This window comes from Vibrio nigripulchritudo ATCC 27043 (genome assembly GCF_000222685.1).
GTDB lineage: Bacteria > Pseudomonadota > Gammaproteobacteria > Enterobacterales > Vibrionaceae > Vibrio > Vibrio nigripulchritudo.
This window is the reverse complement of sequence record NZ_AFWJ01000313.1, coordinates 1-22,155: the sequence shown is the minus strand read 5'-3', so window position 1 is coordinate 22,155 and position 22,155 is coordinate 1. Positions and strand designations below refer to the sequence as shown.

Genomic DNA, 22,155 nt, shown 5'->3' with positions numbered 1-22,155 from the left:
TTCGGTTCGACCGACCGTTTCGTTTTCGTTCGTCGAACTAACGTCCCGTCCGTTTTGGTTTACCGAAACCGGAACGGTCGGGTTTGGGGGTTTGGGTACGAAACGAAAGTAAATTAACGTTCCGTTCCCTAACCTAAGTAGTTTAGTTTCGACGTTAGGTTCGTCCTACCCGAAACCCGTAACGGTCGGGACGGTAAAACGTTAAACCTTACCCCAACCTAGTCCCGTCCCGTTTTGGTTTTCGTACTACTTTCCGGTTCCGGTAACCGGTAAACGGTACTTTCCGTTACGTAGGTACGGACCGACGTAGTAGGGGTATTTTTTAACCCAGTCTTCGAGTAGCCCTATCATTTCGTCCCGGTCGAGGCTTCTATCCTCTAACGCCAGTTGATACTGTCCGTCGGAATAAAACTCAGAGGCAGCGACATCCAGAGAGATAATGACGTTGTCTCCGGGTTTCTGCCCTGCTTTCTCGATAGCCTGAACCAGAGTTTCCAGTGCTTCTTCGTTGGAATCAAACGCTGGCCACCATCCTCCTTCATCAGCAACCCCTTGAAGCTTGCCTTTATCGGCGAGGATTTTGCCTGCCGCATGATAGATTTCAGCAGTGACTTCCAGTGCTTCCGAGAAGCTATTTGCACCGGGAACCATGACCATAAAGTCTTGTATGTCGACCCGCCTGCCTGCGTGCGCGCCGCCACCAAAAATCTGAATTTCGGGTAAAGGTATACTGGGCCTGGTTTTGTAGGTTTCTGAAAGGTGCTTCCACAATGGGCGTTGGCTTTGTGCAGCAGCGGCATGTATGACCGCGAGTGATGTAGCAATTGTCGCGTTGCCTCCGAGTTTTGCCATATTGCCAGTGCCATCAAGATCAATAAGTGTCTGGTCGATACTGTTTTGTTCAAAGACATTCTTTCCCGTCAGAGCAGGCGCAATATGAGACTGAACTGAGCGCAGCGCGTTTTGCACATCCAGCCCTTTTAATACGCTGCCTCCGTCCCGCAGGTCGACGGCTTCTCTCATCCCTCTTGATGCACCTGCGGGCGCGATAGCACGACCCGTCGCTCCGCTTTCCAGCTCGACTTCGACTTCTACCGTCGGTGCCCCGCGAGAATCCCAGACACGGCGACCCCGGACCTGACGAATGTTATCTGCTTTCATGATTAGTTATAAACTCCGCTTCGATATGCTCCAACACATCCCTTAATTGAGTGAAGGAGAAGTTAAACAGTGAATGTGCCACCCGGCGTGCGGTGACTTTTGACGTGTCGGTGTGATACTCCAGTGGTGATTTTCCGTCTGCCCTTGCCAGAATTAGGCAGGGAAGCAACGCGCAGATCCTCGACTCCAGACTCGCTAAGCTTTCCCACTGAACAAAGGCAGCATAGTGAAGCCAGAGCTGCTCTATCGAACGCTTTAACGCATCTCGGTCTGCGATGCCCATTAACCATTTGTTGATCAGGTGATTGAGGCAAAACGCGACATCAAAAGCGGGGTCGCTGGTTACCGCACACTCTGCGTCCAGCAACATAGGACCATTAGGACCTTTTAAGATGTTCTTGGGGCTGACGTCTCCATGAACCAGAACCAATCTGGATTCATAAAGCGACTGGCGAATGCTGAAAATAGTCGCTGCGTACTCGGGGTATAGGGCTTCAAGCGACTCCAGATACGGTGACAGCCGGAGTGAATAGAAGTCGTCCTGATACGGAAAATCGGGCTTATCAACAGAGGAACGCTGGTGGATTTCTCCCATACACTGACCAACACTGGCAGCAAACTCGATATCCACTTTTCCACCCATCAACTCGTCTTTCCAGTTGATGAATCTGTTCGGCGGGCAAAACTCCATCGCAAAGCCATTACCTGACTGGCTTTGACCATACAGGGTAGGAACAGACTGAGGCATAAAACCCGCAACATAAGAAAGCCATTGATATTCGGTCTGGTTTCGATGTGTCGGTGCCTGCCAGTTTTGGGTTACACGCAGTTGCTCTAACGAGCACTTAACGCAATATTTGCCACGATTGGTCTCAACCAGGGCGATGTCGGAAGACACCCCCCCTGTTAATGGCTGAATGTTTCTGATTTCGTTCAGTTTGGCTAACCCAAGCTCAACCAGTATGTTTTTGCATTCTTGTTCAAATTGAACCTTGTTCTCTTCGGTCATTGTGCGTTTTCCTTATTATCGACCTGTGATTCCGGGGAATGCGATCAACAATCCAACCGCCAGAATCTGCAATGCAATGAACGGTGCCATCGACCGGAATATCTCACCGAGTGATATGTCATCCGATACCACACTTTTAAGATAAAACGCGGCGGGCCCGAAGGGTGGCGACAGGAAGGAAACCTGCATGTTCATGGCGAAAAGCACGCCAAACCATACCGGGTCGTAACCTAACTGAGTAATGATGGGAACAAAGATAGGCATGGTAAGCAGAGCAATCCCCACCCAATCCAGAAACATGCCCAGCACAAACAGAATTGCCATCATAAACAGCAGCACAATAAGCGGGTTGTCTGAAATACCGGAAACCAGTGTGGAGACAAAGCGAATACCTCCCATCAGGTTAAACACCCCAACCAGCGCACTGGCTCCGATGCCTATCCAAACGATCATGCCGGTCGTCGAAAGTGTCTGAAGAGCGGCTTCCTTTAACATTCCCCAACTGAACTCACCACGAACCACCGTGGAAAGCAGCACGCCAAAAACACCGACCGCAGAGGCTTCTGTCACCGACGCAACCCCACCGTAAATCGAGCCAAGTACCACAAAGACAACCGCGAATGGCAGGATCAGGCTTTTGAATTTTCCTAACTTTTCAGACAAAGACATTTCGTCTTGCTGAATGACCGGCGCCATATCCTTGTTGGTGTATGCCCTGAACAATACGTAGGTGACATAGAAAGACGCCAGCATAAATCCGGGTACAAATGCCGCCGTGAACAGATCCCCGACTGACACGTTAGCAATGAGCCCGTAAATGATCAGAACGATGGAAGGGGGAACCATGGTTCCAAGTGAACCACCGGCACACACAACACCGATAGCCAGTTTTCTGTCGTACCCGAGTCGCAGCATTTGAGGTAAAGCGATCATGCCGAGAAGGACGATTTCCCCGCCAATGATGCCGCTCATTGCCGCGAGTATGACCGCGACAAAAATCGTTTGTACGGCGACACCGCCACGAATTCTTCCCCCCACTATTTTCATAGCATCAAACAGATCGCGGGCTATGCCGGAGCGATCGAGTATGGCGGCCATCAGAACAAACATGGGGACGGAAACAAACACAAATGAAGACACAAACGAGAAGATACGGCTGGTTATCAAAGGGATAGCCATGGGACCGAACCACCCAAGAGTAAACACCAATGCCACCAAAAGCGTGACAAATGCCAGCGGTAATCCGGTTACCAGCAATAGCAATAAGCTTCCGAACATTAAGGCAGTGGTGTACTCGATTCCGAGGGCTTGAAGATCAAACATACTTATTTCCCCCGAATTTTATTAATGGTGAAAATGAAGAACTGAATCGAAAGAGCGATCAGAACCACAAACAGGAAAATCCTGAGCAGAGCGGGATAGGGTGGGTTCCACGCACTACCACTGGTAATCAACCGAAAATCGCCAGCAGGCGTGGTGACAGATTTCACCACCGTTGGCCAAAGTGCCCAACTGAATGACGCGGTTACCGCGCAGCACACTCCGTATATGATCACATCGAGAATTCGGCGAACTTTATTAGGCACCCAGTCGTAAAGAAGAACGATTCGGATGTGCGCATTCTTTGCCGCGACGTATAAACCACCGAACAGAAAGTTGATGGCACATAAAAACACTGCCGTTTCATGTACCCAGATGGTGGGCATAGAAAAGACATAACGCATGATCACCTCAAAAATCAGAATCGCTGTGGTTGCCAGAAACAGGATCGCGAAAGGCAGCCCAATTTTACGAACCTGCTTTGCCATCGCGTCTTCTGGAATTTCCTTAGACGGTTTTTCTACGTCATTCCGATTTAATGCTGAGGAGTTTAACTTAGACATTCATACTCTCCATATCACAGGTGAACTGGACCCGCCGAAGCGAGTCCATTTCCTGAACTACAACAAACCCTGAGATGTTAGGTACGCAAGAATGCTGTCATACACTTTCTGTGCTGCTGGGCTACGTTTCGCCACTTTCTTCCACTGATCTTTTGCAATCGCACGGAATTTAGCGCGTTCTTCCTGAGACCAGTCGTGAATGGTGACACCTTTGGCTTTCGCATCCGCAACCGCAGCCAAATCCTTCATAAACAGTTGAGATGTCATATCCAGCGCAAGGTGATCGACAGAAAGCTCCAGCGCGACTTTGAGGTGCTCAGGAAGCTTGTCCCAAGTCTTCTTGGTGATGGAAACTTCGATCAGCGGTAAAGAGTGGAAGCCCGGATACACAGGGTGCGTCGCGATGTCATGCATACCTGATGAATGGTTCGCTGAAAAGACTGTGTAGTCGGCAGCATCGATGACTTTTTTATCCAGAGATGTGAATACTTCAGAGCCCGGAAGGTTCACCGGCGCTGCACCAGCAGCAGCAAATACTTCCTGAACCAATCCTTCTGGTGCGCGTAACTTCAGACCTTTAAGGTCAGCAACGCCTGAAAGAGGTTTGGTCGAAACAAAGGCTTCAAGACCACCCGAGGTTGCGCCAATCATGTGAACGCCGTAAGAGTTAAGAAGCTCGTTAAGCAGTTCCTTGCCGCCACCGTAGTTAATATATCTCAGCATTTCGTATGGTGAAGACCAGGCACCAACCGTGTTACCGATAAGCGCAAAAGCCGGATCTTTTCCTGAAATGTAACCGGTAGCGGTAATGTGGCCGTCCAGAATACCCGCTGCGATTGCGTCGTGGGTTTCGTTGTATTTGACTACCGAATCCACCGGCAGCATCTCGATGGATATCTGACCGTTGGTCGCTTTATTCACGGACTCGGCCCAGGCTTTCTCGATTTCAAAAGTAGGGTTACCAGCCGGATCGCTTGATTGGAAAACGAATGAGTATTTTTTTCAGCAGAAACGTGCCCAGTTATTGTTAGCGATACCGCAGCTAACAAGGCAATAAACAGTTTTTTCATGTCCTTATCCTTGATTCTGTATTGTTATCCTTAACTTCTTTCACCTTTTTAAGAGGCGTATTTGCAAAAGAAGCGTTCGTTTTATCGGTACTGATAAAATTGTCATGATTCTTGTTCATAAAATCATGTTCACGTGAACATTTCAATATTTTCTGTGCGTTTTTTGCTCACATTCCATGGCGGTGGGGGATAAAGACGCAAGGAGATAAGCTATTGTCTTACTGGCTCAGGTTCTTTATTTTTCTTTAATATTTCTATATTAATCAGATTGATAAAAACGGTGGAGCTTGAAAGCTTCCAGAGTGACGGCAACACTTTAGATGCCCAGATGAGCTTTTGAAGAAGATGAAAGAAAGCGGGGGCTCATCACAAAATGAGTGTTAACCTAATTTAAACGGATTAACGATAATCTATGGCGGGTTGCAGTGCTTTTTAAGGACAGAAGAAATGATTACAGCGATCTTATTGGCGGGGTTTATTCAATCTTTGGTACTCGCTGGTTTTTTGTACCAAAAATCGCGACAGCATTCGGGGTTTTGGCTGTTGATGGTGATTCACATTGTACTTGCTGCAGATCTTGGCATGTTGCTCGCTCAGGAAGAGCAATGGATATCGCACCGAATCAATGCTTGCTGGGGCGTTTTGTATGCGATTCTGTTCTATGTTTTTATTCGAACCTGCTTAAAGGCTCCTCCTTCCAAATTCCATATCTTTCTCTATTTTCTTCCTTGGGTTCTGATCAATCTGTCTGTCACGGATTTTCTCTTTGACCCTCATAGTACAGCCCTGACACAACGGCATATCCTCGCAGGGTATGGGTTTTTGGCGCTTTACGTGGTTTATACCGCCGCGGCGTTTTTTACGGTTTATCACTATCAGGTAAAACAGCAAGATTTCCTTGCCAATCTCAGTCAAGAAAACCTCCGCTTGCTCTGGGGGATCTGCGTAAGCTTGCTTCTAGCGATAGCAACCACACCAATTCAGATTGTATTCGACACCGAGCTCCCTTTGCCTTACTTACTGATGAGCCTGATCATGTTCGGTGTGACCTATCTGTTGCTGCTGAATCCACAGCTTCTTGAATTCGACAAACTGGACGTGCCAACAGAGCCAATCAGCCCACAACTTGATGAAGTGAATATCGCGCTAGAAAAGCAGGTCCTCAACCTACTGGATACTCAACGCATGTTTACCGACCCGGATCTCAGCCTCCAGTCGCTGGCTGATAGATTGGGTGTTAAATCTTACCTGCTTTCCCAAGTGCTTAATCAGCATATGGGGGTAAAGTTTTATGAATTGGTGAATCGTCGACGGGTGAATTACGTTTGCGAATTAATGAAAAATCAGCCCCACAAACCGATTTTAGATTTGGCATTGGAGGCAGGGTTTAACTCAAAATCGACCTTTAACGCCGCGTTCAAAAAATATCAGGATAAAACGCCGACCCAGTTCAAAGCCGCTCTGAACAGCACGAATTAGCCAATTCGCACGTCCAGTTACGCCAGTCGGACGACGATTTCTTATCTCGACACCAATCTATGGCTCTCAACTAAGGAGAGCTGTATGGCATTTTCAAAACAAAGCATTTTACTTCTCGCTGCCCTTTCACCGTTGCTGACGGCGTGCGATGACGACTTTACATTACCTATTGATGACACTAAAAAGGACGGCATCCACGTTTACCCTTCCCCCAGTGGTGAACATGCGATTGGAATTAAGTCGTTTGATGTCATAGATTACCGAAGAGATACGGTTAGCCCTGTGCCAGGAGAGTTGAGAAAACTGCACATAAAGGTGTATTACCCTACTGATTCAGAAAGTCGGAATTATCAGGGTTATTTCGATAAATGGGGCAATCAGGTGGCTTATCTGGAAAGTCAGCGTCCTGCTGATGCCCCTATTCATCCTTTGCAGCACGAACTGTCCTCGATGTTGTCTTGGTCGATAAGCAATGCCGAAGTGGTAGATAACGAGGGGGCGGGTTGGCCAGTGTTGTTTTATTCCCATGGGTTTGGTCTGTTTGAAGCTGACAACACTGAGTTGTTAGAAGAGCTGACGAGTCAGGGGTTTGTTGTCGTCGCTATTAATCATACTTATCTTTCAGGCATTACCACCTTTGAAAATGGAAAAACAGCGAGTGTCTATTTACCACCGGGTAAAGACAATGTGTCTGAGCCAGAGGGCAGAGCCTATTTTGATCAGGTTGTGGCTCCCCAGATAAGTCAGGATGTGCTGACGGTGTACCAGTGGCTACTGTGGAATCAATGGCGTCTCGACTATGAAGTGAACGTATCAAAAGTGGGTATGTTGGGATACAGCCTAGGGGGAAGTGCTGCAATGAATGCTTGTCAGAGGTTATCAGTGTGTCAGGCGGCAGCCAATATGGACGGAATGCTGCTAGGTAATATTGCCAATCATCCTTTGAACAAGCCGTTGTTGCTTCTGGAGTCTGGTGATCAGTTTGCCCAACTTGGTAACGCCTATAATGCCAATCAGGCGGAAAGTCATTTGCTGACGATTGCCAACAGCCAGCACAACGATTTTACCGATCAGAATCGATGGATAGTTGGGTATCCAAGCGCAGTAGAACCCGACACAATGCACCGAGCGGTAAAAGAGAGCATGGTGAGTTTCTTCTTGAATCAGTTGGAAGGCAGGGAACTGCTGTTCCCTGATATTGATGGCGTAACCGTTGTTAGCAAGCCGTAAAGCAGAAATGGGGCAAGCGCCCCATTTCTTTGTTCCTCAAAAGGTTCTAACTGGATGCTTCCTGACATCGCTCAATCAGTTCAATCACATCAGTAAAGTTGTAGAAGTCTAGGTAGGCTTTAATTTTGTTGTATTCGAGATTATTTGCCTCGGTGAGTAAGGTAGCTCGATAGCAAATTGGTTCGATATCATCAATAGAAAACATGCCCTGGCTGAGATAATGATTCACACGTTCTAAGTAGTTGAAGTAATGATCATAAACATCGAGATAGAAAATGTCTGTATTCTCAAACTCTTTCTTCTCGTCATGAGGAATAAGGGCTGACGCGAGCTTTTCAGGATCGTGTTGGAAAAATTCTTCCTTGATTTCGACGTCCATCTTTTCAGGAACTCTAAATTTTCGGTTATTCCATTCAAGTGCTCGGGATGCGATTGAAATTTTAGGATCTGAACTCAGTAGTTCGACCTGCTTTGCCGCAAATTCTGTTCCTTTCCAGACCTGTGCCGAATAGTACTGGTACAGACCAAACAGAAAGCCGCCTATCGCGACAAATAGACCTAACAGTTCTTTGTTAGATTTCAGCCATGCCATATTGCTTTTCCATAGTTATTGTTAATTGTAAGAGTCATGGAAGAGGGTAAAGCTTTACCCTCTTCACAGGTGGGGTTCGGTTACAGCAACTTATTCTGCTGAATAAAGGTGGCTAACTTTGTTGCGATGTCTTTATGCTCCGCTTCAGTTGGGTGCCAGATACAGGCTTCCAGTGGTGAAACAAACGTGTGGCTATAAAGACCGGTAACGCCTTTGCCTTTCAAAATATCCATGGCTTCGTGAGTTGCAGGGACAATGTAGTCGTAAGGGTAGGCTGGGCGTGGCATGTAGACGATATTGGCGTCGTCATAGCGGTATTTAAGCTGCTGAGTGAACTCCACCATGCGTTCTACCCATGCGGTTTTCACTTCATCGATGTTTGCCCAAGGTTCGTGCGGCTTCGGATCGGTGCTGAAGTCGTTGGTTCCTACCTCAACCACAATCAAATCCGGGTGTTTGTCTTCGTATTGAGTGCCCGATCCGAAAATGGCGGCAGATTTGTCTGCGTAGTAAGTCAGGTCGTGGAAAGACTGATTACCATCCCAGTTTCGGATTAGCCCCAAACCAGAAAGAGATACCTGAGTAATACTGGAGTCTAGGATGTCTCCGGTTTGATGTGGAAAAGCCAGACGCGCATTTGAGGTGTTGTAAATCTCGTCCCAGGTGCAGTCTCGCTTGGTCGATTCACTGGCAAAGCCCGCACTGATGGAGTCACCAATAAACAGAATATGTGGCTGGTTTTCCCATACGCCTTCCAGATAACCGTCATGCTCCAGAGAGACAATTTCAGTCATGGCATCGTAATTTTCCGTGCGTTTCACGACTTCAACCACAACGGTTTTAGGTTCGATACTGGTAAACAGATCAAACTTCTGAGTGGCTGTTCCGGCGTTCGTCAGGATTTTTGTGGTCAGTTTCCCATCAACCAACACATCAAAATGGTCGCCTTTGCCTTTCAGGTGGATGGCCAGCGTTGTACCTGTGAAACGGGTTTTGAGGGCACTGCCCGGGAAGTTGAATTGTACTGTGCCTGCTGCGTAATCTTTTACGCTTCTGCCTTCATAATTGATGGCGTAATGGGTAGCAGAATCGATTTGAGCGAAAGCCTGGCTGCTGATAAGACATGCCAGTAAGCCGAGTTTTTTATACATAGCAACTATCCTTTAATTATTGAATTATAAAAAAATAAATAGAGCGATGATGTGATTCAATTAAGGATTGGTGAATGTTGTGGTCTTTTGTTGAAAATATGCACTTGATTGCATTTTGGTTGAAAAGTGAGCAGAAAAGCGACAAAGGATTTAGAAGAATATCATGCGGCGAGAATGCGACTCCCCGCATGATTCATTGAGTCAGAGTTTCAGTGTATGGGTGAGCCACTCAGCAATATCTTTGATTTGCGGCATGCACACCTGATGCTCCATCGGGTAGGTGCGCCAGTTAGGCTGATAACCTGCTTCTGTCAGGTCTTTTTTTGCATCTTCCCCCATGGCTGGGAGCACGACTGGATCGTAACTGCCATGCATAATCTCAATTGGGATTTGCTTGTTGGCATCGGAGTATTCAATGGAATCTGACGTCGGGAAATAGGTAGAAAGTGCCAGTAATCCCGCAAGTGGTTCGTCATAACTCAACGCTGCCTGATAAGCCACCGCTCCGCCTTGAGAGAAGCCCGCAAGAATAATGCGATCGGATGCGATGCCTCGGTTTCGTTCCTGCCTGACTAATTCAATCACCTGATCTGCCGAATCAATCAACTGTTGCGTATTCAGTTTTCTGCCTGCACCCATTTCAAGAATGTCGTACCACGCAGGCATGACCATACCACCGTTAATGGTGACTGGAATCGAAGGCGAATGAGGAAAAATAAAGTGAACAGGCGCGTCTTCGGGCAGTTTTAATTCTGGCAGGATAGCCTCAAAGTCGTGACCATTTGAGCCCAGTCCATGTAGCCAGATGACGCTTGCTGTTGCCTCTGATGAGGGTTCTACTTCAACGTAGCGTAGCATTGTCGTGTCCATTGTCTGTTTTTGGTTGGGCTCACCTTACCGCCAAATCGCCTCGATTGCGAACTCGGTTTTTAGGAACACCCACACACCTCTCGTAGTTGAGATTAGAGCTAACTTCGTCACTTCTGGCAGGCATTTCCATAATATTGGGGGTGGATAAATTTTGAGCTATGGTATGTTTGTAGTTGATATTTTAATCACTAATTTCCCAAGCGACTCATTGCCTGAAAAGACCAGAGTGCCCATGAGAACCAACATCTTCATTCGTATACGCCCAATACTGTTCGCTATTTTTGCCTTTGCGATTAGCCACAACCTGTTCTTCATTATGCTGCCGATTCGCTTAAAAGATGGTGGCTTCGACTCGTCGGATATCGGTCTGGCTATGAGTATGTTCGCTGCAGGCGCTATCTGTGCGGGGTTATTTGGTTCTAAAGCGGTATTACGGGTAGGGCATATCCGCGCTTTTGCTTCTATGGCTGCGACACTGGCAATTGTGTCTGTGATGCACAGTTATACCAGTGATATTAAGCTTACTTCGGCTCTGCGGATGATCTCTGGATTTTGCTATGTCACCAGTTTTATTACGCTGGAAAGCTGGCTCAATGTTTTAAGTGACCGAAGTAACCGTGGGCGCGTGTATGGGACTTACCAGATTTGTTTTGCGATTGGTTTTGGTACGGCACCTTTTCTGATTGCGTTTTCAGGGGCGCAGGATCCTCGAATTTTCGGCATTATTTCTGTCTTTCTTTGTATTGCTCTGATCATTATGTCGATGAGTCGCCTGCCCATGCCGGAGCTGCCGGAAAAGAGTGCCCCGCTGACCATCAAAAAGCTATGGAACTATTCGCCATCAGGCACGCTTTCCTGCTTTTGCGCAGGTTTAATCAATGCCGCAAGCGTGTCGCTGATTTCGCTATACGCTTATGGAAAAGGCATTTCGGGGATCTGGCTGTCGTTGATATTGGGTTCTTATCAGGTGGGCGGGTTGCTGACCCAGTTCCCCACCGGCTGGCTGGCGGATCGCTACGACAAACGTGTGGTCGCTTCCGGGCTGATGTTCATGGGTGTGATCAGTAATACGCTGATCATCATGGAAAACTATTTCCCTATGCCTATCGAAATGCTTGCCGTGTTGTTTTGGGTTTCGGGTGGTTCAGGTGTTGCCCTGTTTCCGCTTGCCGTGACTCAGGTGTTTGACCATATCGAGCCAAAAGAAGCCATGCCAGCAACCAGTACCATGCAAATATTATTGGGTGTTGGTGGTGTGATGGGACCGATTATTGCGGGTTATCTGATGAGCCAGTTTTCGATTGTCTGGCTTTACTATTACCTGATTGTCATTCATCTGTTTGTGTTTTTCTTCCTGTTGTTTCGCAAGCTGTTTATGCGTACCGATACACTGGAGTCGGTCAGCCAGTATCAAGTTAATGTTCAGCCTATTCCCACGGGCACAGCAGAGCTTGACCCGATGCTGGACTTTAAGTACACCGACATTGCAGACCCAGAACTCAAACTCCTCATTGCCGCGTTAGGGCAAAACCCAACGGACCCGGGTGTGTTGTTCAGAACCGCGCTAGAAGGGTCGTCGCTTAAAGCGAACGATGTAGCAATCAATATTGCCCTCGCATACCCTAAGCAGTCGGGTGAGCTGTTGGGGGAATTGATCAATCAGTACCCACAAAGGCGGTTGGAAATTGCGCACTCACTGCATGATTTTTTCATGCTTAAGAAGACGCGAATCAATGCGCTGATTTATAAGGCGTTGCTAAATGGTGCTAGCCCGGAAGAGAGTAAAGTTATCCGCGGAATTGCGCGCAGTACTTTGGAAATGACTGGTTAAATCGCGATCTCGGGGAGACCGCGAAAACACGACTATTTGGTGCGTCGGAGATCGACGTCGGTGAAGTCACTTGGGTCCGTCGAGCGATGAACAGAGCCAGCAAATTCACCTTTCTTTTGAGTCTGGAACTCGCCATATACGTCATGAGTACAATCGCCCCATGGGCAGAAGTATGTGCCTTCAAACTCAAAGCCTGTAGCTGTAGGGGTGACAACGCCTTTGATGCGCTGCGAACCGCTGAGCTTTTCTAACGTGAGCACTCCGTCTTTCTCGGTAATCTTGCACTTAAAATCTGGGTACGCGTAGGTCTCATCCCCTGAATATTGGGTAAAAGCGCAGGCGTAGTTGCCGACCAGATCTTGATTGGTGCTCTTCTCGTCAGCGAAGGAAAAGGTGCTGGTTGTGATGGCAGCCAGAGCTATCATTGAAGTGATTAATTTCATTATGTTCTCTCAATTCAAAAGGTTGCCGAGAATACTGCATTCTGTTTTTGGGCTTTGAAACGGGTGACGGCTCATTATGCGTGTGAGTGCGCATAAATGTATTCTGTGATACTTGTCTTCGGTTTGCGATGGGCTCTGTCGACATCCGCCTGAATTTTACTTATAACAGAACTTCCTGAATTTTCTCAGCAAATACGGACTGCTTATGAACTCCACTATCGATACCATTCTTTCTCATCGTTCTATTCGTGCATTCAAAGAAAAATCAGTTAGCGAGGAGCAACTGGATACCATCATCAGGGCAGGAATTGCTGCCTCGTCGTCCAGTTTGTTGCAGGTAAACTCAATTATTCGAGTGACTGACCCCGACAAAAGGCACGCTTTAGTGGAATATTCAGGTGGTCAGAAATACGTAGCCACCGCACCTGAGTTTTTGGTCTTCTGTATCGACTTTAATCGCCATGTTGAAATGAACGACAAAGTGAAACCTGAATACACGGAGCTTACCCTGATAGGGGCTGTAGACGCGGGGATCATGGCACAAAACTGCCTACTGGCGGCGGAATCGATGGGATTGGGAGGCGTCTATATTGGCGGGCTTCGAAATTGCGCTCAGGAAGTGGATGCGTTGCTAAAACTTCCTCCTCATACGGCTGTGCTATTTGGGATGTGTATTGGTCATCCTGATCAGGATCCGGAAGTTAAACCAAGGTTAAGCCCAGATGTCATCGTCCACGAAAATCACTATCAGCCTTTAAACAAAACCAAGGTAGACGAATACGATAAGACTATGCTGAGCTATTACGCCAGTCGTTCTGGGAACAATAAAAACGTCACTTGGTCAGAGCAGATTACAGGCAAACTGTCAGGCGAGTCTCGCCCGCATATCAAGGGATATCTGAACGGTAAGGGGCTTGCGCTCAAGTAAAAGTAACAATGGTTGATTAATGTTCGATTTATCGGTTGTATCACTGGGGGCATAAGCTAACTATTGATATGAGGTTGTTCCATTGATCACTGTTGCAAAACATCCACCGTTCCTTCGATTATGGTTAGGCAGTACTTCTTCCGGCTTTGCTACTTGGGGGCTGCCTTTTCTTCTAGGGTATGGAATGACCCTAGAAATGCTGTCCGCCACTTTACTCGGATTTGCGCTGGCATTTCGAACGGGCGGGTTTCTTGTTGGTGTTTTACTAGGTGGAGTGTTTGCAGACCGGTTTTCTTCCCGACAAGTGGTGTTGTACGCCAGCCTCATTGCATTTTCTGGCATCTTATTGATGGCTCTTTCGCTGCCAGCAGTCGAGGTAAGTGATACCGCACTCCTATTACTTGGTGCCACCCTTTCAGGTTTTGGTCAGGGCGCTTGCAGACCTGCCTTTCAAGCTTTAGTCCCAAGAGTCATCGAAAGTCAGCACCTTCAATCTGCCAATGCTGCCATGAGCTTGTCGATTCGTATTGTGACCCTATTAGGTCCAGCAGGGGTCACTGCATTGGCAATCGCCACTGGGTTTTACAGTGGTTTTGCGTTGCTTGGCATTTGCTGGCTCCTAAGCGCACTGTTGCCGCCTTGGGTGGCTCAGGGCAAATCGCAGATATCGGTGACCAGCTATTCACCAAAAACCATGCTGACAGACATGCAAGAAGCCTTGGTTGAAGTGAAGCGACATCCTTGGTTTATCGTAAGTCTTGCATCGCTTACCATCGTGATCGCAGCAGGGTATTCCGCGACCAATGTTATGCTGCCCATCATTTCTAAGTCGGAGTTTGGCGATTCCAGCCTGCTGACTTATTCCATGACCGCATACGCGTTAGGTGGGTTACTGGGGGCTGTAATCCTTGGCTACAGAAACTTTGTACCACAAGGCTGGTGGGCGCTGGTGGGGTTAGCCGTTTACGGCTTGGTGCCTTTGAGTCTGCTGCTTGGTCACAGTATTTATTTCCCTATCGCTGCTTATTTATTGGCTGGTATTGGCATCGAAATCTTTAATGTCATCTGGTTCTCTTCTCTGCAAAAAGAGATCCCTAAAGAGAAGCTCGCTCGGGTTTCATCCATTGATTTCTTATGTTCGTACGGGTTCGCTCCAATGGGATTGATGCTGATTGCACCACTGACTGAAGCATTTGGTGCCAATGTTGTGTTGATTGGGTGTGGCATTCTATGTATCGCAGCGCCGTTACTGGCAATGAAAGAATCCAGCGCAAAGCATTTTCGGGTTGAAAGCTAAAGGCAGGCGGATTTTTAAACTTTCCAGAAGTTAGATTTACAATGTAAATTAAAGCCCAAATTGCTTCTGCAATTTGGGCTTTTTTGTCTGGTCTAAACCGAGTTATAGACGCAGTAGTGAACAGCCATCTTCTTTAGTCAGGCTAAGACCCGCACTTTGTGTGACTTCACAACTTGTTTCTGTGCCGGAGGCATCGGCAATACGAACTACCTCTACCCAAGTGCTGTCTGCACCTTCAATTTTTAGAGAAGTAGTAATGTTAGAGCTTGATTCACTTATGACCGATTGGGTAAATGTGACATTGTGAGTATTGCTATCTGCAGTAATAGTAGAAGAGAAAACGATGCCAGTATTTGAGTTAAATGCAAAGTTTAGTGGGTTTAGGACAAGAAGATTTTCGGCTTTGTTTTCGTCACGTAATACGAAATTGCCATCAATAGTGAATGTTCCATCCTGAGCAACCATACCAAATTTGCCGTTAGCAAAGATATTTAGATCATCTGAAAGGCTACATCTCTGGATTGAAAGTGACACTACACTTTTATCATTCTGTTGCTCTACAGTTGTCACAATTTTGCCATTGTGTTGGTAACAAGGATAGGTCTCAGATTGAGATGCGGCACGCATACCATAAAATGCGGCTTTAGCTACTTGAGAAACGCCTTGGTTACCACTTGAACCAAAGTTATTGACCACGCCTCTTGCGGCTGCTGGATCCACGGTTTTAGCACTGCCGCTCATGCCGCGTGCGCTATCGTTTGTTACCTTGGTAAGGTTAGCTGAACCGCCACCTGTTGAAGAGTTCCCATCACCACTGCCGCCGCCTCCGCATGCTGTAACTAACAAAGCGCTGGAGATCAAGAGAGCCAACTTTTTCATGTCCTAAAGTCCTTAATTAAGATTGATTTGAAGTTCGAAGGCTATAATGTGTTTTGTTATTATCTAGACCAAAATACCGGCAGTAATACGTTAATATTCAATATATTATCGCTAATTTATAAAAAAACCTCCGAACAAGGCATCCTATCGTTACGGAGGTTAATCTTGAATTAAATTTCACCTAAAATGAGCGTTGTTTCATATTTTTAATCTGGAATGTTTTATCTGGAGAATGGCGAAAGGAATTACTGCAAAAAACGTTTGCACCAATCCGTCAATTTATCTGAATGAGTCTGATGACAGAGGTTATACATACTTGATCGTTGTTAAGCACCAATGAAAGCTAGATTTACAATGTAAACCCAATAAAGCGAATCTTACTATTCGTCCAAAAAAATACCAATACCCCCTATACCTCACGAATCTGCTTGCTGACAGAATTATCTCCATAAATAGGAATGACTCGAATTAGGAATTGAGTCTGCAATGGAGAAGTAAATATGCGTTCGATTATCAATGTTAAGCACACTGTGACTCTTTGTGCTCTATGTGTCGCTGGTGCAGTTAGCGCAGGTCCACTGGATCTCGATGCAACCTTTAACAGCACTGGTGCACTTTCGGCAAATTATTCTGACCACACCGGCAGTGATTCTCGCACTTATTTTGAAGACGTCGAAACAACATCCGATGGTCACATTATCGCCGTTGGGTCTGCTACGAATACCAGTAGTGCGTATGACGGTTTAATTGTGAAAATAAGACCTGATGGGACATTAGATCCTAGCTTTGATAGTGATGGGAAACGTTTTATATCGCTGAGTGACGATACTCGGATTGAGAAAGTGGCGACACTTTTTGATGGAAAACTATTAGTTTTAGCAAGAACCCGAAATACAGGGGGAAGTTGGCGAATCGAGTTATTGCGCCTTAACGAAGATGGGTCTATTGACTCAGATTTTGGTCCCAATGGTAAATACACGGTGCCGTATCCTTCTGGCCGAAACATCATTCCAAAAGACTTGGCGGTGTTGTCTACCGGTGAAGCTGTCATCTTGTTCAACGAGTACTTCAGAACGTCTATTGGAACCGATCAATATTATTCCAAAGCGGCAAAAGTGTCTGAATCAGGGTATTCGCGTCCATTTAGTCTTAACGGTAATGGTTACATTAGCCCATCCATCATAGGTCCAAGTAGTGCCCATTCTGCAGAATTCAATCATTTAGCTTTGGATAGTAGTGACAATATTTATATGTCAGGTCGCTTCTTAGGCATAGTGAATACGGCTTATGTACCCAATATATCTATGTTAAACGGGAAGTTTGATAGTAATGGTAATCCTCAAACGTTCGGGACTTTCACTACTGGGAATGGCAGAGCTTTTTGGTATTTACACCCAGACCTTTCTTCAACCGCGCCATCTTCCGTACCCACCGACAATAACACGCTAAGCAGTATTGTTGCGCTGCCAAACGGAGATGTTGTGAGCGCGGGTTGTAACCCAGACGGTCAAGCCAGGATACAGCGCCAAACATCTAGTGGGGCACTTGTCACGAGTTTCGGGGTTAATGGCGTACAAACATACGACATATTGCCCTCTGATGAATGCTTTAGTGAGGTTGCTTATCATCCTACACTAGGATTAATTTTAATGGGCTCTAACACCGCCAATGCCGAGCAAATGATTCTCCAAATTGATGAGAGCACTGGTAGTGTTATTAACCAAAGAGCTGGTGGTGTTTTCTTTACCAGTAATGGTAACAATCATGGAGGCATCGCTGAGGCTATCACTATTCTCGGAAACGGAAAAATAGTAGTAGCGGCGACAACGGGAGTATCAAACCCTTCTGCTAACGATGTTCAGGGGGCACTAAGGGTCTATGAAGGAGCGGCACTAACGCCTTCTACTACAAGACTTTTAAATCCGTTGAATTTCGCAGCAGATACTAATGTAGCGTTATCCACTCAAATGACATCTAACTCCGAAACGGCAACTATCACAGGTTCTGGTTCATTATCGGCGCATACTGCTGGAGGACAGTTATTGGTGAATGGATCTTTGATTTCCATCACTCCAACAACGGTGAATACCAGTGATTCACTTCAACTAATGCATACATCGGCCTATACGGCGAACACGGACAAGACAACCTATCTCAGACTTAGCTCCGGAACGGGCGCTCATAGGAGCAACAATCAGTGGAAATCAGGCGATGCAATTAGTTCATACACTTCCACTTCTATGAATGGAGATACCACACCAGATGCTTACGACCTTCAGCCTACCAGTGTTGGTCTCCCACCAGAGATAAACGTCGTCGTCACATCGAGTACTGTCACCATTTCAGGTATTGATATCGCGACGCCAATTTCCATTACCAACGGAGAATACTCTGTAAATGGTGGGGCTTATACCAGTGCTTCAGGTATTGTGAATAACGGAGACACGGTTCAAGTTCGGCACACAACAGCGAATGCTTACAGCACTCTAACCACCACAACTCTCGATATTGGTGGCGTGACAGATACGTTTGTGAGTACGACCAAAACATTGGACACAGTCCCCAACGCGTTTAGCTTGCAACCGACGGTAACGGGTCTTCCACCTGAACTAAGTGTAGTCGTTACATCGAATACGATTACTGTCTCAGGTATAAACACCGCTACCCCAATTTCTATAACCGATGGTGAATACAGTATCAATGGTGGGGCATTCACCAATACGGCGGGTACAGTCAATAATGGCGATACGGTTCAGGTTCGACACACCACTGCGAATGCTTACAGCACTCTAACCACGACAACCCTAGATATTGGCGGTGTGACAGATACGTTTGTGAGTACGACTAAAACATTGGATACGACTCCAAATGCTTATAGCTTACAGCCGACCGTTGTTAGTCTGCCACCTGAGCCGAGTGTCGTAGCTGTGTCGAACACCATTACCGTTTCGGGTATAAACAGTGCGGCACCCATTTCCATTGTTAATGGCGAGTACAGAGTTAATAGTGGGGCATTTACGAGTACTGCGGGAACGGTCAACAATGGCGATACGGTTCAAGTCAGGCATACGACAGCAAGTACATATGGCACATTAACTACATCTACACTCGACATTGGCGGTGTGACGGATACCTTCCTCTCAACAACGAGATCGGCAGACACCATCGCTGACAACCTACCCGCTTTCATTGATTATTCGGGGTCAGCGCCAGCACCAAACGAGCTCATTACTTTTAGCAACGCACTTACAATAACGGGAATTGATGTTGCCATTCCAATCAGTATTTCAGCCGCAGTCTCAGCAGAATACAGCATTAATGGTGGTACTTTTACATCGAGTGCTGGAACAGTGAGTAACAATGATGTGATCAGTGTGAGGTACCCAGCGGCAGCGACGCACAATAGCCAATTGATTATCGGTTTAGCTATTGGGGCAAATCAAGTGACAAACTTTAGAAGCACTACGGCAGCGCAGGACAACACACCAGACGCGTTTAGCTTTGTCGCTCAAAATGATGTAGACCCTAATACGACCATCACCTCTGCTGCAACGAGTATTTCAGGATTTAATACAACGATTTCAATTTCAATTACTAATGGCGAATACAGTATCAACGGTGGAGGTTTTACCTCGCAGAGTGGAACGGTAGAAAGTGGTGATCAAATCGTGGTGCGTCATACGTCTAGTGCAAATACCAGCGAAACTATAACAACGGAAGTAACAGTTGGCGGCGTGAGCGCAAGTTTCAGTTCAACTACTAAATCGGTAAACGGGGGAACTGGGTCAGTAAGTGGAGCGACAAGTACCAGCGGTGCCTCGTTTGGTGCGATTTGGCTAGCTATCTTTATGGTAATAAGTGTATTCAGACGAAAACACTAAAATCACATAAGTCATAAATAGGGTGCTGGCGTTGCATCCTATTTATGACCAGTTTTCTGAGTCAACAAAGAGGAGGAAGACATCGAATCGTTAAGTTGCATGAGCAAGGCAATAGCCTGACATCTTGAGTTAACATTAAGTGCTTTATATATAAATTTAATATGGTTGTTGACTGCATTAGTAGAAATGAACATTTCTCTTGCGATTTCTTTAGTAGAAAGCCCCTGACAGAGGAGTTGGCATACCCGCATTTTTTTCTTGCTGAACTGTTCAGCTACTGTTGTTTTATGTATCTCCAGAAAGACAAGACCATCATAGTTGTTGACTTCTACACTTAGACCGTATTGAGCATGGGTACTATGATCTTGCAAAAAAGTCATATTGACTGCATTTTCACTAATACAATTTAATTCACGCATTAGGTGGTCAAATCTATCTTCTGATTCTATGACTCTGCCGTGTAAATCGACCACCCCTCGGATAGCAGAATTATGGCAAGATGTGGTGTTAATTGAACTTAGTAAATTGATTCTTAAAGCTTCGACTAAGTTTGGAGTGATAAACTCCAGCACTTGCTTTTCTTCTGATGTGAAATTGTTCTTGTTTATTCCTCTGCCAAACGAGAAAGAGTTAAAAATATTAGAGTGATGGCTCATTGTTGCCATTACAACCGAGTACTCTATGTCGTATTTTTTGCAATGTTTCTTGTAGAGGTCTGTTTCTTCAAATGGAATGTCTTTTACGATGTCTCGAACATCAAATGCTTTGTTTTTATTTTGACAAAGGTAGTCAGCAATATCATGAGCAACTTTAGATACGGAGTGCATACTCGTATAGTTCTGCATTACATCGCTGGGCAAATTGTATGCGAAAGAGTATTCATCAGAATAAAGGGTTTGTAGCTCGGATCGAGTTAACCAGAACCCCATATCTACATTAACTAATTCGTTTAGCCTACTGAATGCAGCGTGCTTGAATGAGTTCACAGAGTGCTCATATGCAATTGTATATATGTCAATAATACATTGGTTTATTTCTTGGTTGTTTATCATTTCTTATTTTTTAGAAAACCTGAATGAGATGATTATAGTATTGTATAACTAAGTTATATAATTATTAAACTTTTCATTCTCAATTTTGCTAGTTATCAAGATTGTGAGAAATTCTAACGTTATGAGTAATGTTCTGGTTAGGTAAAAAAGTATTCAGATAAAATCATTAATATTAGCTAATCTTAATGGATAATTTATGAGTCGAGTGAAAGACATTGGTTGATATGAATAGATAATGTAATAGTTTTTAATGTGTAGAGATGTGTTTGCCTATCTACAATTATTTGATTTTGTTCATCTATAATTGAGTTAGTGGTTGAAGATAATGGATATTTTAAACGAAGGTATAAGTCAATATATCGCTGGTGTTTACCATCATAGCCAAAACCTTAGAACGAATGATTTTAGGGTGTGGTGCATTGATAACTTAACTTTGTTGGTTCCAGATAGGGATTTCATTTGGAGTATTATACAAAATGAAGGTCATAAAACTAACTTTTGTAAAAGTAGTTACTGTTATCAAGCAAAAGGTTCGACTCTTACTCACGTTCTCTCATTGCCAGATTCTGAAAATATTCCACTAGATGACTATCAGGTTGAAATTATTAATTTTATACTTCCACACTTGGCTGTAGGATTTCGTTTTAATTTATTGTCTAACTTTTATATTAAAGAAAAGGAAGTGAATAATTATTTAGGAATATTCGATAATAGTGGAATGGTTTTAGACAAAGACAATAACGTAGTATCAATGTTACAATCAAAAGGCATATTCATTAATAATGTGATAAATACAATTAAAAATAATAACCAAGAAGTTTTTGTTTACTCAGGTGTTGTTTTTATCGTCAGTGAGAAAGAGAGTTATAAAATAGTAAGGATATACTTCCCTGGTTCTAGCTTTAATATATTATCTAGCAAAGAGCTTGTCGTATGCTATCAAGTGGGGTGTAGTCTATCCAATGAAGAGATTGCAAGAAGTATGAGTATTTCAATAAAAACTGTTGAGAATCATTTATCTAGTATCTACAAGAAGTTAAATATCGTATCTCGTGCGGTTCTGGTTTCAAAAATAAATGAAGAATCAAGGCATTCACTCCTAAATTAATCAGAACTACTTTTATTACTATCAATTATCCGTATAGTTAGAGCCAGTCTATTTTAATTTTGGTTATTTATTTAAGTTTATTTCATGCTTCCATTGTTGTTCAGATCTCCGTATAAATTTCATCTGTTTTTATTAAAGACAAACTTTCAAATACGTAAACTAACAAAGCTGAGCATCAACATACAAAGATTCCCTTTGGGTTTTCTCCAGTTGGGTATGGACTTTGTAGGTCTGCCCTAATTCCTTCAGAGACAAAATCATTTCAGGCGCACCCTGCGCAACCAGATTTCC

17 protein-coding genes and 1 pseudogene are annotated in these 22,155 nt (G+C 45.2%); 7 read left to right on the top strand and 11 right to left on the bottom strand.

All coding sequences use genetic code 11. The features are described 5' to 3' along the window. Nucleotides 1-246: 246 nt before the first annotated feature. The 5 genes and pseudogenes from eno to RH89_RS26415 all read right to left on the bottom strand — a co-directional run bounded on the left by eno (nucleotide 247) and on the right by RH89_RS26415 (nucleotide 5,123). Nucleotides 247-1,161 (bottom strand): phosphopyruvate hydratase, encoded by a 915-nt coding sequence (eno, locus tag RH89_RS26435; protein ID WP_004408645.1) that lies wholly within the window; start codon nucleotides 1,159-1,161, stop codon nucleotides 247-249. After that, complete coding sequence (locus RH89_RS26430) at nucleotides 1,148-2,170, bottom strand: aminoglycoside phosphotransferase family protein (protein ID WP_004408643.1); 1,023 nt, start codon at nucleotides 2,168-2,170, stop codon at nucleotides 1,148-1,150. Before RH89_RS26430 ends, eno begins: the two co-directional genes overlap by 14 nt. A gap of 15 nt (nucleotides 2,171-2,185) precedes the next feature. Then, nucleotides 2,186-3,493: a TRAP transporter large permease gene (locus RH89_RS26425; RefSeq protein WP_004408641.1), complete on the bottom strand. Its 1,308-nt coding sequence runs from the start codon at nucleotides 3,491-3,493 to the stop codon at nucleotides 2,186-2,188. 2 nt (nucleotides 3,494-3,495) lie between these two features. Then, nucleotides 3,496-4,053 (bottom strand): TRAP transporter small permease subunit, encoded by a 558-nt coding sequence (locus tag RH89_RS26420; RefSeq protein ID WP_004408640.1) that lies wholly within the window; start codon nucleotides 4,051-4,053, stop codon nucleotides 3,496-3,498. A gap of 57 nt (nucleotides 4,054-4,110) precedes the next feature. After that, nucleotides 4,111-5,123, bottom strand: a pseudogene (locus tag RH89_RS26415) (TRAP transporter substrate-binding protein). A gap of 447 nt (nucleotides 5,124-5,570) precedes the next feature. On the opposite strand from RH89_RS26415, the gene RH89_RS26410 reads away from it, so the two are divergent. Beyond that, complete coding sequence (locus RH89_RS26410; protein WP_004408632.1) at nucleotides 5,571-6,602, top strand: helix-turn-helix domain-containing protein; 1,032 nt, start codon at nucleotides 5,571-5,573, stop codon at nucleotides 6,600-6,602. A gap of 84 nt (nucleotides 6,603-6,686) precedes the next feature. Further along, on the top strand, nucleotides 6,687-7,832 hold the full coding sequence (locus tag RH89_RS26405) for an alpha/beta hydrolase (RefSeq protein WP_004408625.1): 1,146 nt from the start codon (nucleotides 6,687-6,689) through the stop codon (nucleotides 7,830-7,832). A 46-nt stretch (nucleotides 7,833-7,878) separates the two neighbouring features. Here the strand turns inward: RH89_RS26405 and RH89_RS26400 are convergent, their stop codons facing one another. The 3 genes from RH89_RS26400 to RH89_RS26390 form a co-directional block, all read right to left on the bottom strand. Further along, nucleotides 7,879-8,424, bottom strand: a complete 546-nt coding sequence (locus RH89_RS26400) for a hypothetical protein (protein WP_004408624.1) — start codon at nucleotides 8,422-8,424, stop codon at nucleotides 7,879-7,881. Nucleotides 8,425-8,504: 80 nt separating this feature from the next. Then, a complete protein-coding gene (locus tag RH89_RS26395; RefSeq protein ID WP_004408623.1) occupies nucleotides 8,505-9,575 on the bottom strand; it encodes an SGNH/GDSL hydrolase family protein in 1,071 nt (356 codons plus the stop codon). Between the two features lie 201 nt (nucleotides 9,576-9,776). Continuing rightward, nucleotides 9,777-10,433, bottom strand: coding sequence for an alpha/beta hydrolase (locus RH89_RS26390; RefSeq protein WP_004408622.1), 657 nt, complete (start codon nucleotides 10,431-10,433; stop codon nucleotides 9,777-9,779). A gap of 244 nt (nucleotides 10,434-10,677) precedes the next feature. Here RH89_RS26390 and RH89_RS26385 point away from each other — a divergent pair, with 244 nt between their 5' ends. After that, the gene (locus RH89_RS26385; protein ID WP_038125001.1) at nucleotides 10,678-12,276 is read left to right on the top strand and encodes an MFS transporter; all 1,599 of its coding nucleotides are present in this window, start codon (nucleotides 10,678-10,680) and stop codon (nucleotides 12,274-12,276) included. A 32-nt stretch (nucleotides 12,277-12,308) separates the two neighbouring features. On the opposite strand, the gene RH89_RS26380 is transcribed toward RH89_RS26385, so the two are convergent. Then, complete coding sequence (locus RH89_RS26380) at nucleotides 12,309-12,719, bottom strand: DUF4893 domain-containing protein (protein WP_004408620.1); 411 nt, start codon at nucleotides 12,717-12,719, stop codon at nucleotides 12,309-12,311. 205 nt (nucleotides 12,720-12,924) lie between these two features. Between RH89_RS26380 and nfsA the strand changes: the two genes are divergently transcribed. Further along, the gene (gene nfsA / locus RH89_RS26375) at nucleotides 12,925-13,647 is read left to right on the top strand and encodes an oxygen-insensitive NADPH nitroreductase (RefSeq protein ID WP_004408618.1); all 723 of its coding nucleotides are present in this window, start codon (nucleotides 12,925-12,927) and stop codon (nucleotides 13,645-13,647) included. 82 nt (nucleotides 13,648-13,729) lie between these two features. Beyond that, the gene (locus RH89_RS26370; RefSeq protein ID WP_080564080.1) at nucleotides 13,730-14,944 is read left to right on the top strand and encodes an MFS transporter; all 1,215 of its coding nucleotides are present in this window, start codon (nucleotides 13,730-13,732) and stop codon (nucleotides 14,942-14,944) included. A 102-nt stretch (nucleotides 14,945-15,046) separates the two neighbouring features. On the opposite strand, the gene RH89_RS26365 is transcribed toward RH89_RS26370, so the two are convergent. Then, on the bottom strand, nucleotides 15,047-15,823 hold the full coding sequence (locus RH89_RS26365) for a hypothetical protein (RefSeq protein WP_004408616.1): 777 nt from the start codon (nucleotides 15,821-15,823) through the stop codon (nucleotides 15,047-15,049). A gap of 500 nt (nucleotides 15,824-16,323) precedes the next feature. Here RH89_RS26365 and RH89_RS28920 point away from each other — a divergent pair, with 500 nt between their 5' ends. Next, nucleotides 16,324-19,704: a delta-60 repeat domain-containing protein gene (locus RH89_RS28920; RefSeq protein ID WP_004408615.1), complete on the top strand. Its 3,381-nt coding sequence runs from the start codon at nucleotides 16,324-16,326 to the stop codon at nucleotides 19,702-19,704. 38 nt (nucleotides 19,705-19,742) lie between these two features. On the opposite strand, the gene RH89_RS26355 is transcribed toward RH89_RS28920, so the two are convergent. Then, complete coding sequence (locus RH89_RS26355) at nucleotides 19,743-20,531, bottom strand: helix-turn-helix transcriptional regulator (RefSeq protein WP_158091132.1); 789 nt, start codon at nucleotides 20,529-20,531, stop codon at nucleotides 19,743-19,745. A gap of 550 nt (nucleotides 20,532-21,081) precedes the next feature. On the opposite strand from RH89_RS26355, the gene RH89_RS26350 reads away from it, so the two are divergent. Next, nucleotides 21,082-21,864: a LuxR C-terminal-related transcriptional regulator gene (locus RH89_RS26350; RefSeq protein WP_004408613.1), complete on the top strand. Its 783-nt coding sequence runs from the start codon at nucleotides 21,082-21,084 to the stop codon at nucleotides 21,862-21,864. The last annotated feature ends 291 nt before the right edge of the window (nucleotides 21,865-22,155 follow it).

Excerpts from the sequence above, each read along its gene's own strand:
- eno (WP_004408645.1), bottom strand. The coding sequence starts at position 1,161 with ATGAAAGCAGATAACATTCGTCAGGTCCGGGGTCGCCGTGTCTGGGAT.
- RH89_RS26430 (WP_004408643.1), bottom strand. The coding sequence starts at position 2,170 with ATGACCGAAGAGAACAAGGTTCAATTTGAACAAGAATGCAAAAACATA.
- RH89_RS26425 (WP_004408641.1), bottom strand. The coding sequence starts at position 3,493 with ATGTTTGATCTTCAAGCCCTCGGAATCGAGTACACCACTGCCTTAATG.
- RH89_RS26420 (WP_004408640.1), bottom strand. The coding sequence starts at position 4,053 with ATGTCTAAGTTAAACTCCTCAGCATTAAATCGGAATGACGTAGAAAAA.
- RH89_RS26410 (WP_004408632.1), top strand. The coding sequence starts at position 5,571 with ATGATTACAGCGATCTTATTGGCGGGGTTTATTCAATCTTTGGTACTC.
- RH89_RS26405 (WP_004408625.1), top strand. The coding sequence starts at position 6,687 with ATGGCATTTTCAAAACAAAGCATTTTACTTCTCGCTGCCCTTTCACCG.
- RH89_RS26400 (WP_004408624.1), bottom strand. The coding sequence starts at position 8,424 with ATGGCATGGCTGAAATCTAACAAAGAACTGTTAGGTCTATTTGTCGCG.
- RH89_RS26395 (WP_004408623.1), bottom strand. The coding sequence starts at position 9,575 with ATGTATAAAAAACTCGGCTTACTGGCATGTCTTATCAGCAGCCAGGCT.
- RH89_RS26390 (WP_004408622.1), bottom strand. The coding sequence starts at position 10,433 with ATGCTACGCTACGTTGAAGTAGAACCCTCATCAGAGGCAACAGCAAGC.
- RH89_RS26385 (WP_038125001.1), top strand. The coding sequence starts at position 10,678 with ATGAGAACCAACATCTTCATTCGTATACGCCCAATACTGTTCGCTATT.
- RH89_RS26380 (WP_004408620.1), bottom strand. The coding sequence starts at position 12,719 with ATGAAATTAATCACTTCAATGATAGCTCTGGCTGCCATCACAACCAGC.
- nfsA (WP_004408618.1), top strand. The coding sequence starts at position 12,925 with ATGAACTCCACTATCGATACCATTCTTTCTCATCGTTCTATTCGTGCA.
- RH89_RS26365 (WP_004408616.1), bottom strand. The coding sequence starts at position 15,823 with ATGAAAAAGTTGGCTCTCTTGATCTCCAGCGCTTTGTTAGTTACAGCA.
- RH89_RS28920 (WP_004408615.1), top strand. The coding sequence starts at position 16,324 with ATGCGTTCGATTATCAATGTTAAGCACACTGTGACTCTTTGTGCTCTA.
- RH89_RS26355 (WP_158091132.1), bottom strand. The coding sequence starts at position 20,531 with ATGCACTCCGTATCTAAAGTTGCTCATGATATTGCTGACTACCTTTGT.
- RH89_RS26350 (WP_004408613.1), top strand. The coding sequence starts at position 21,082 with ATGGATATTTTAAACGAAGGTATAAGTCAATATATCGCTGGTGTTTAC.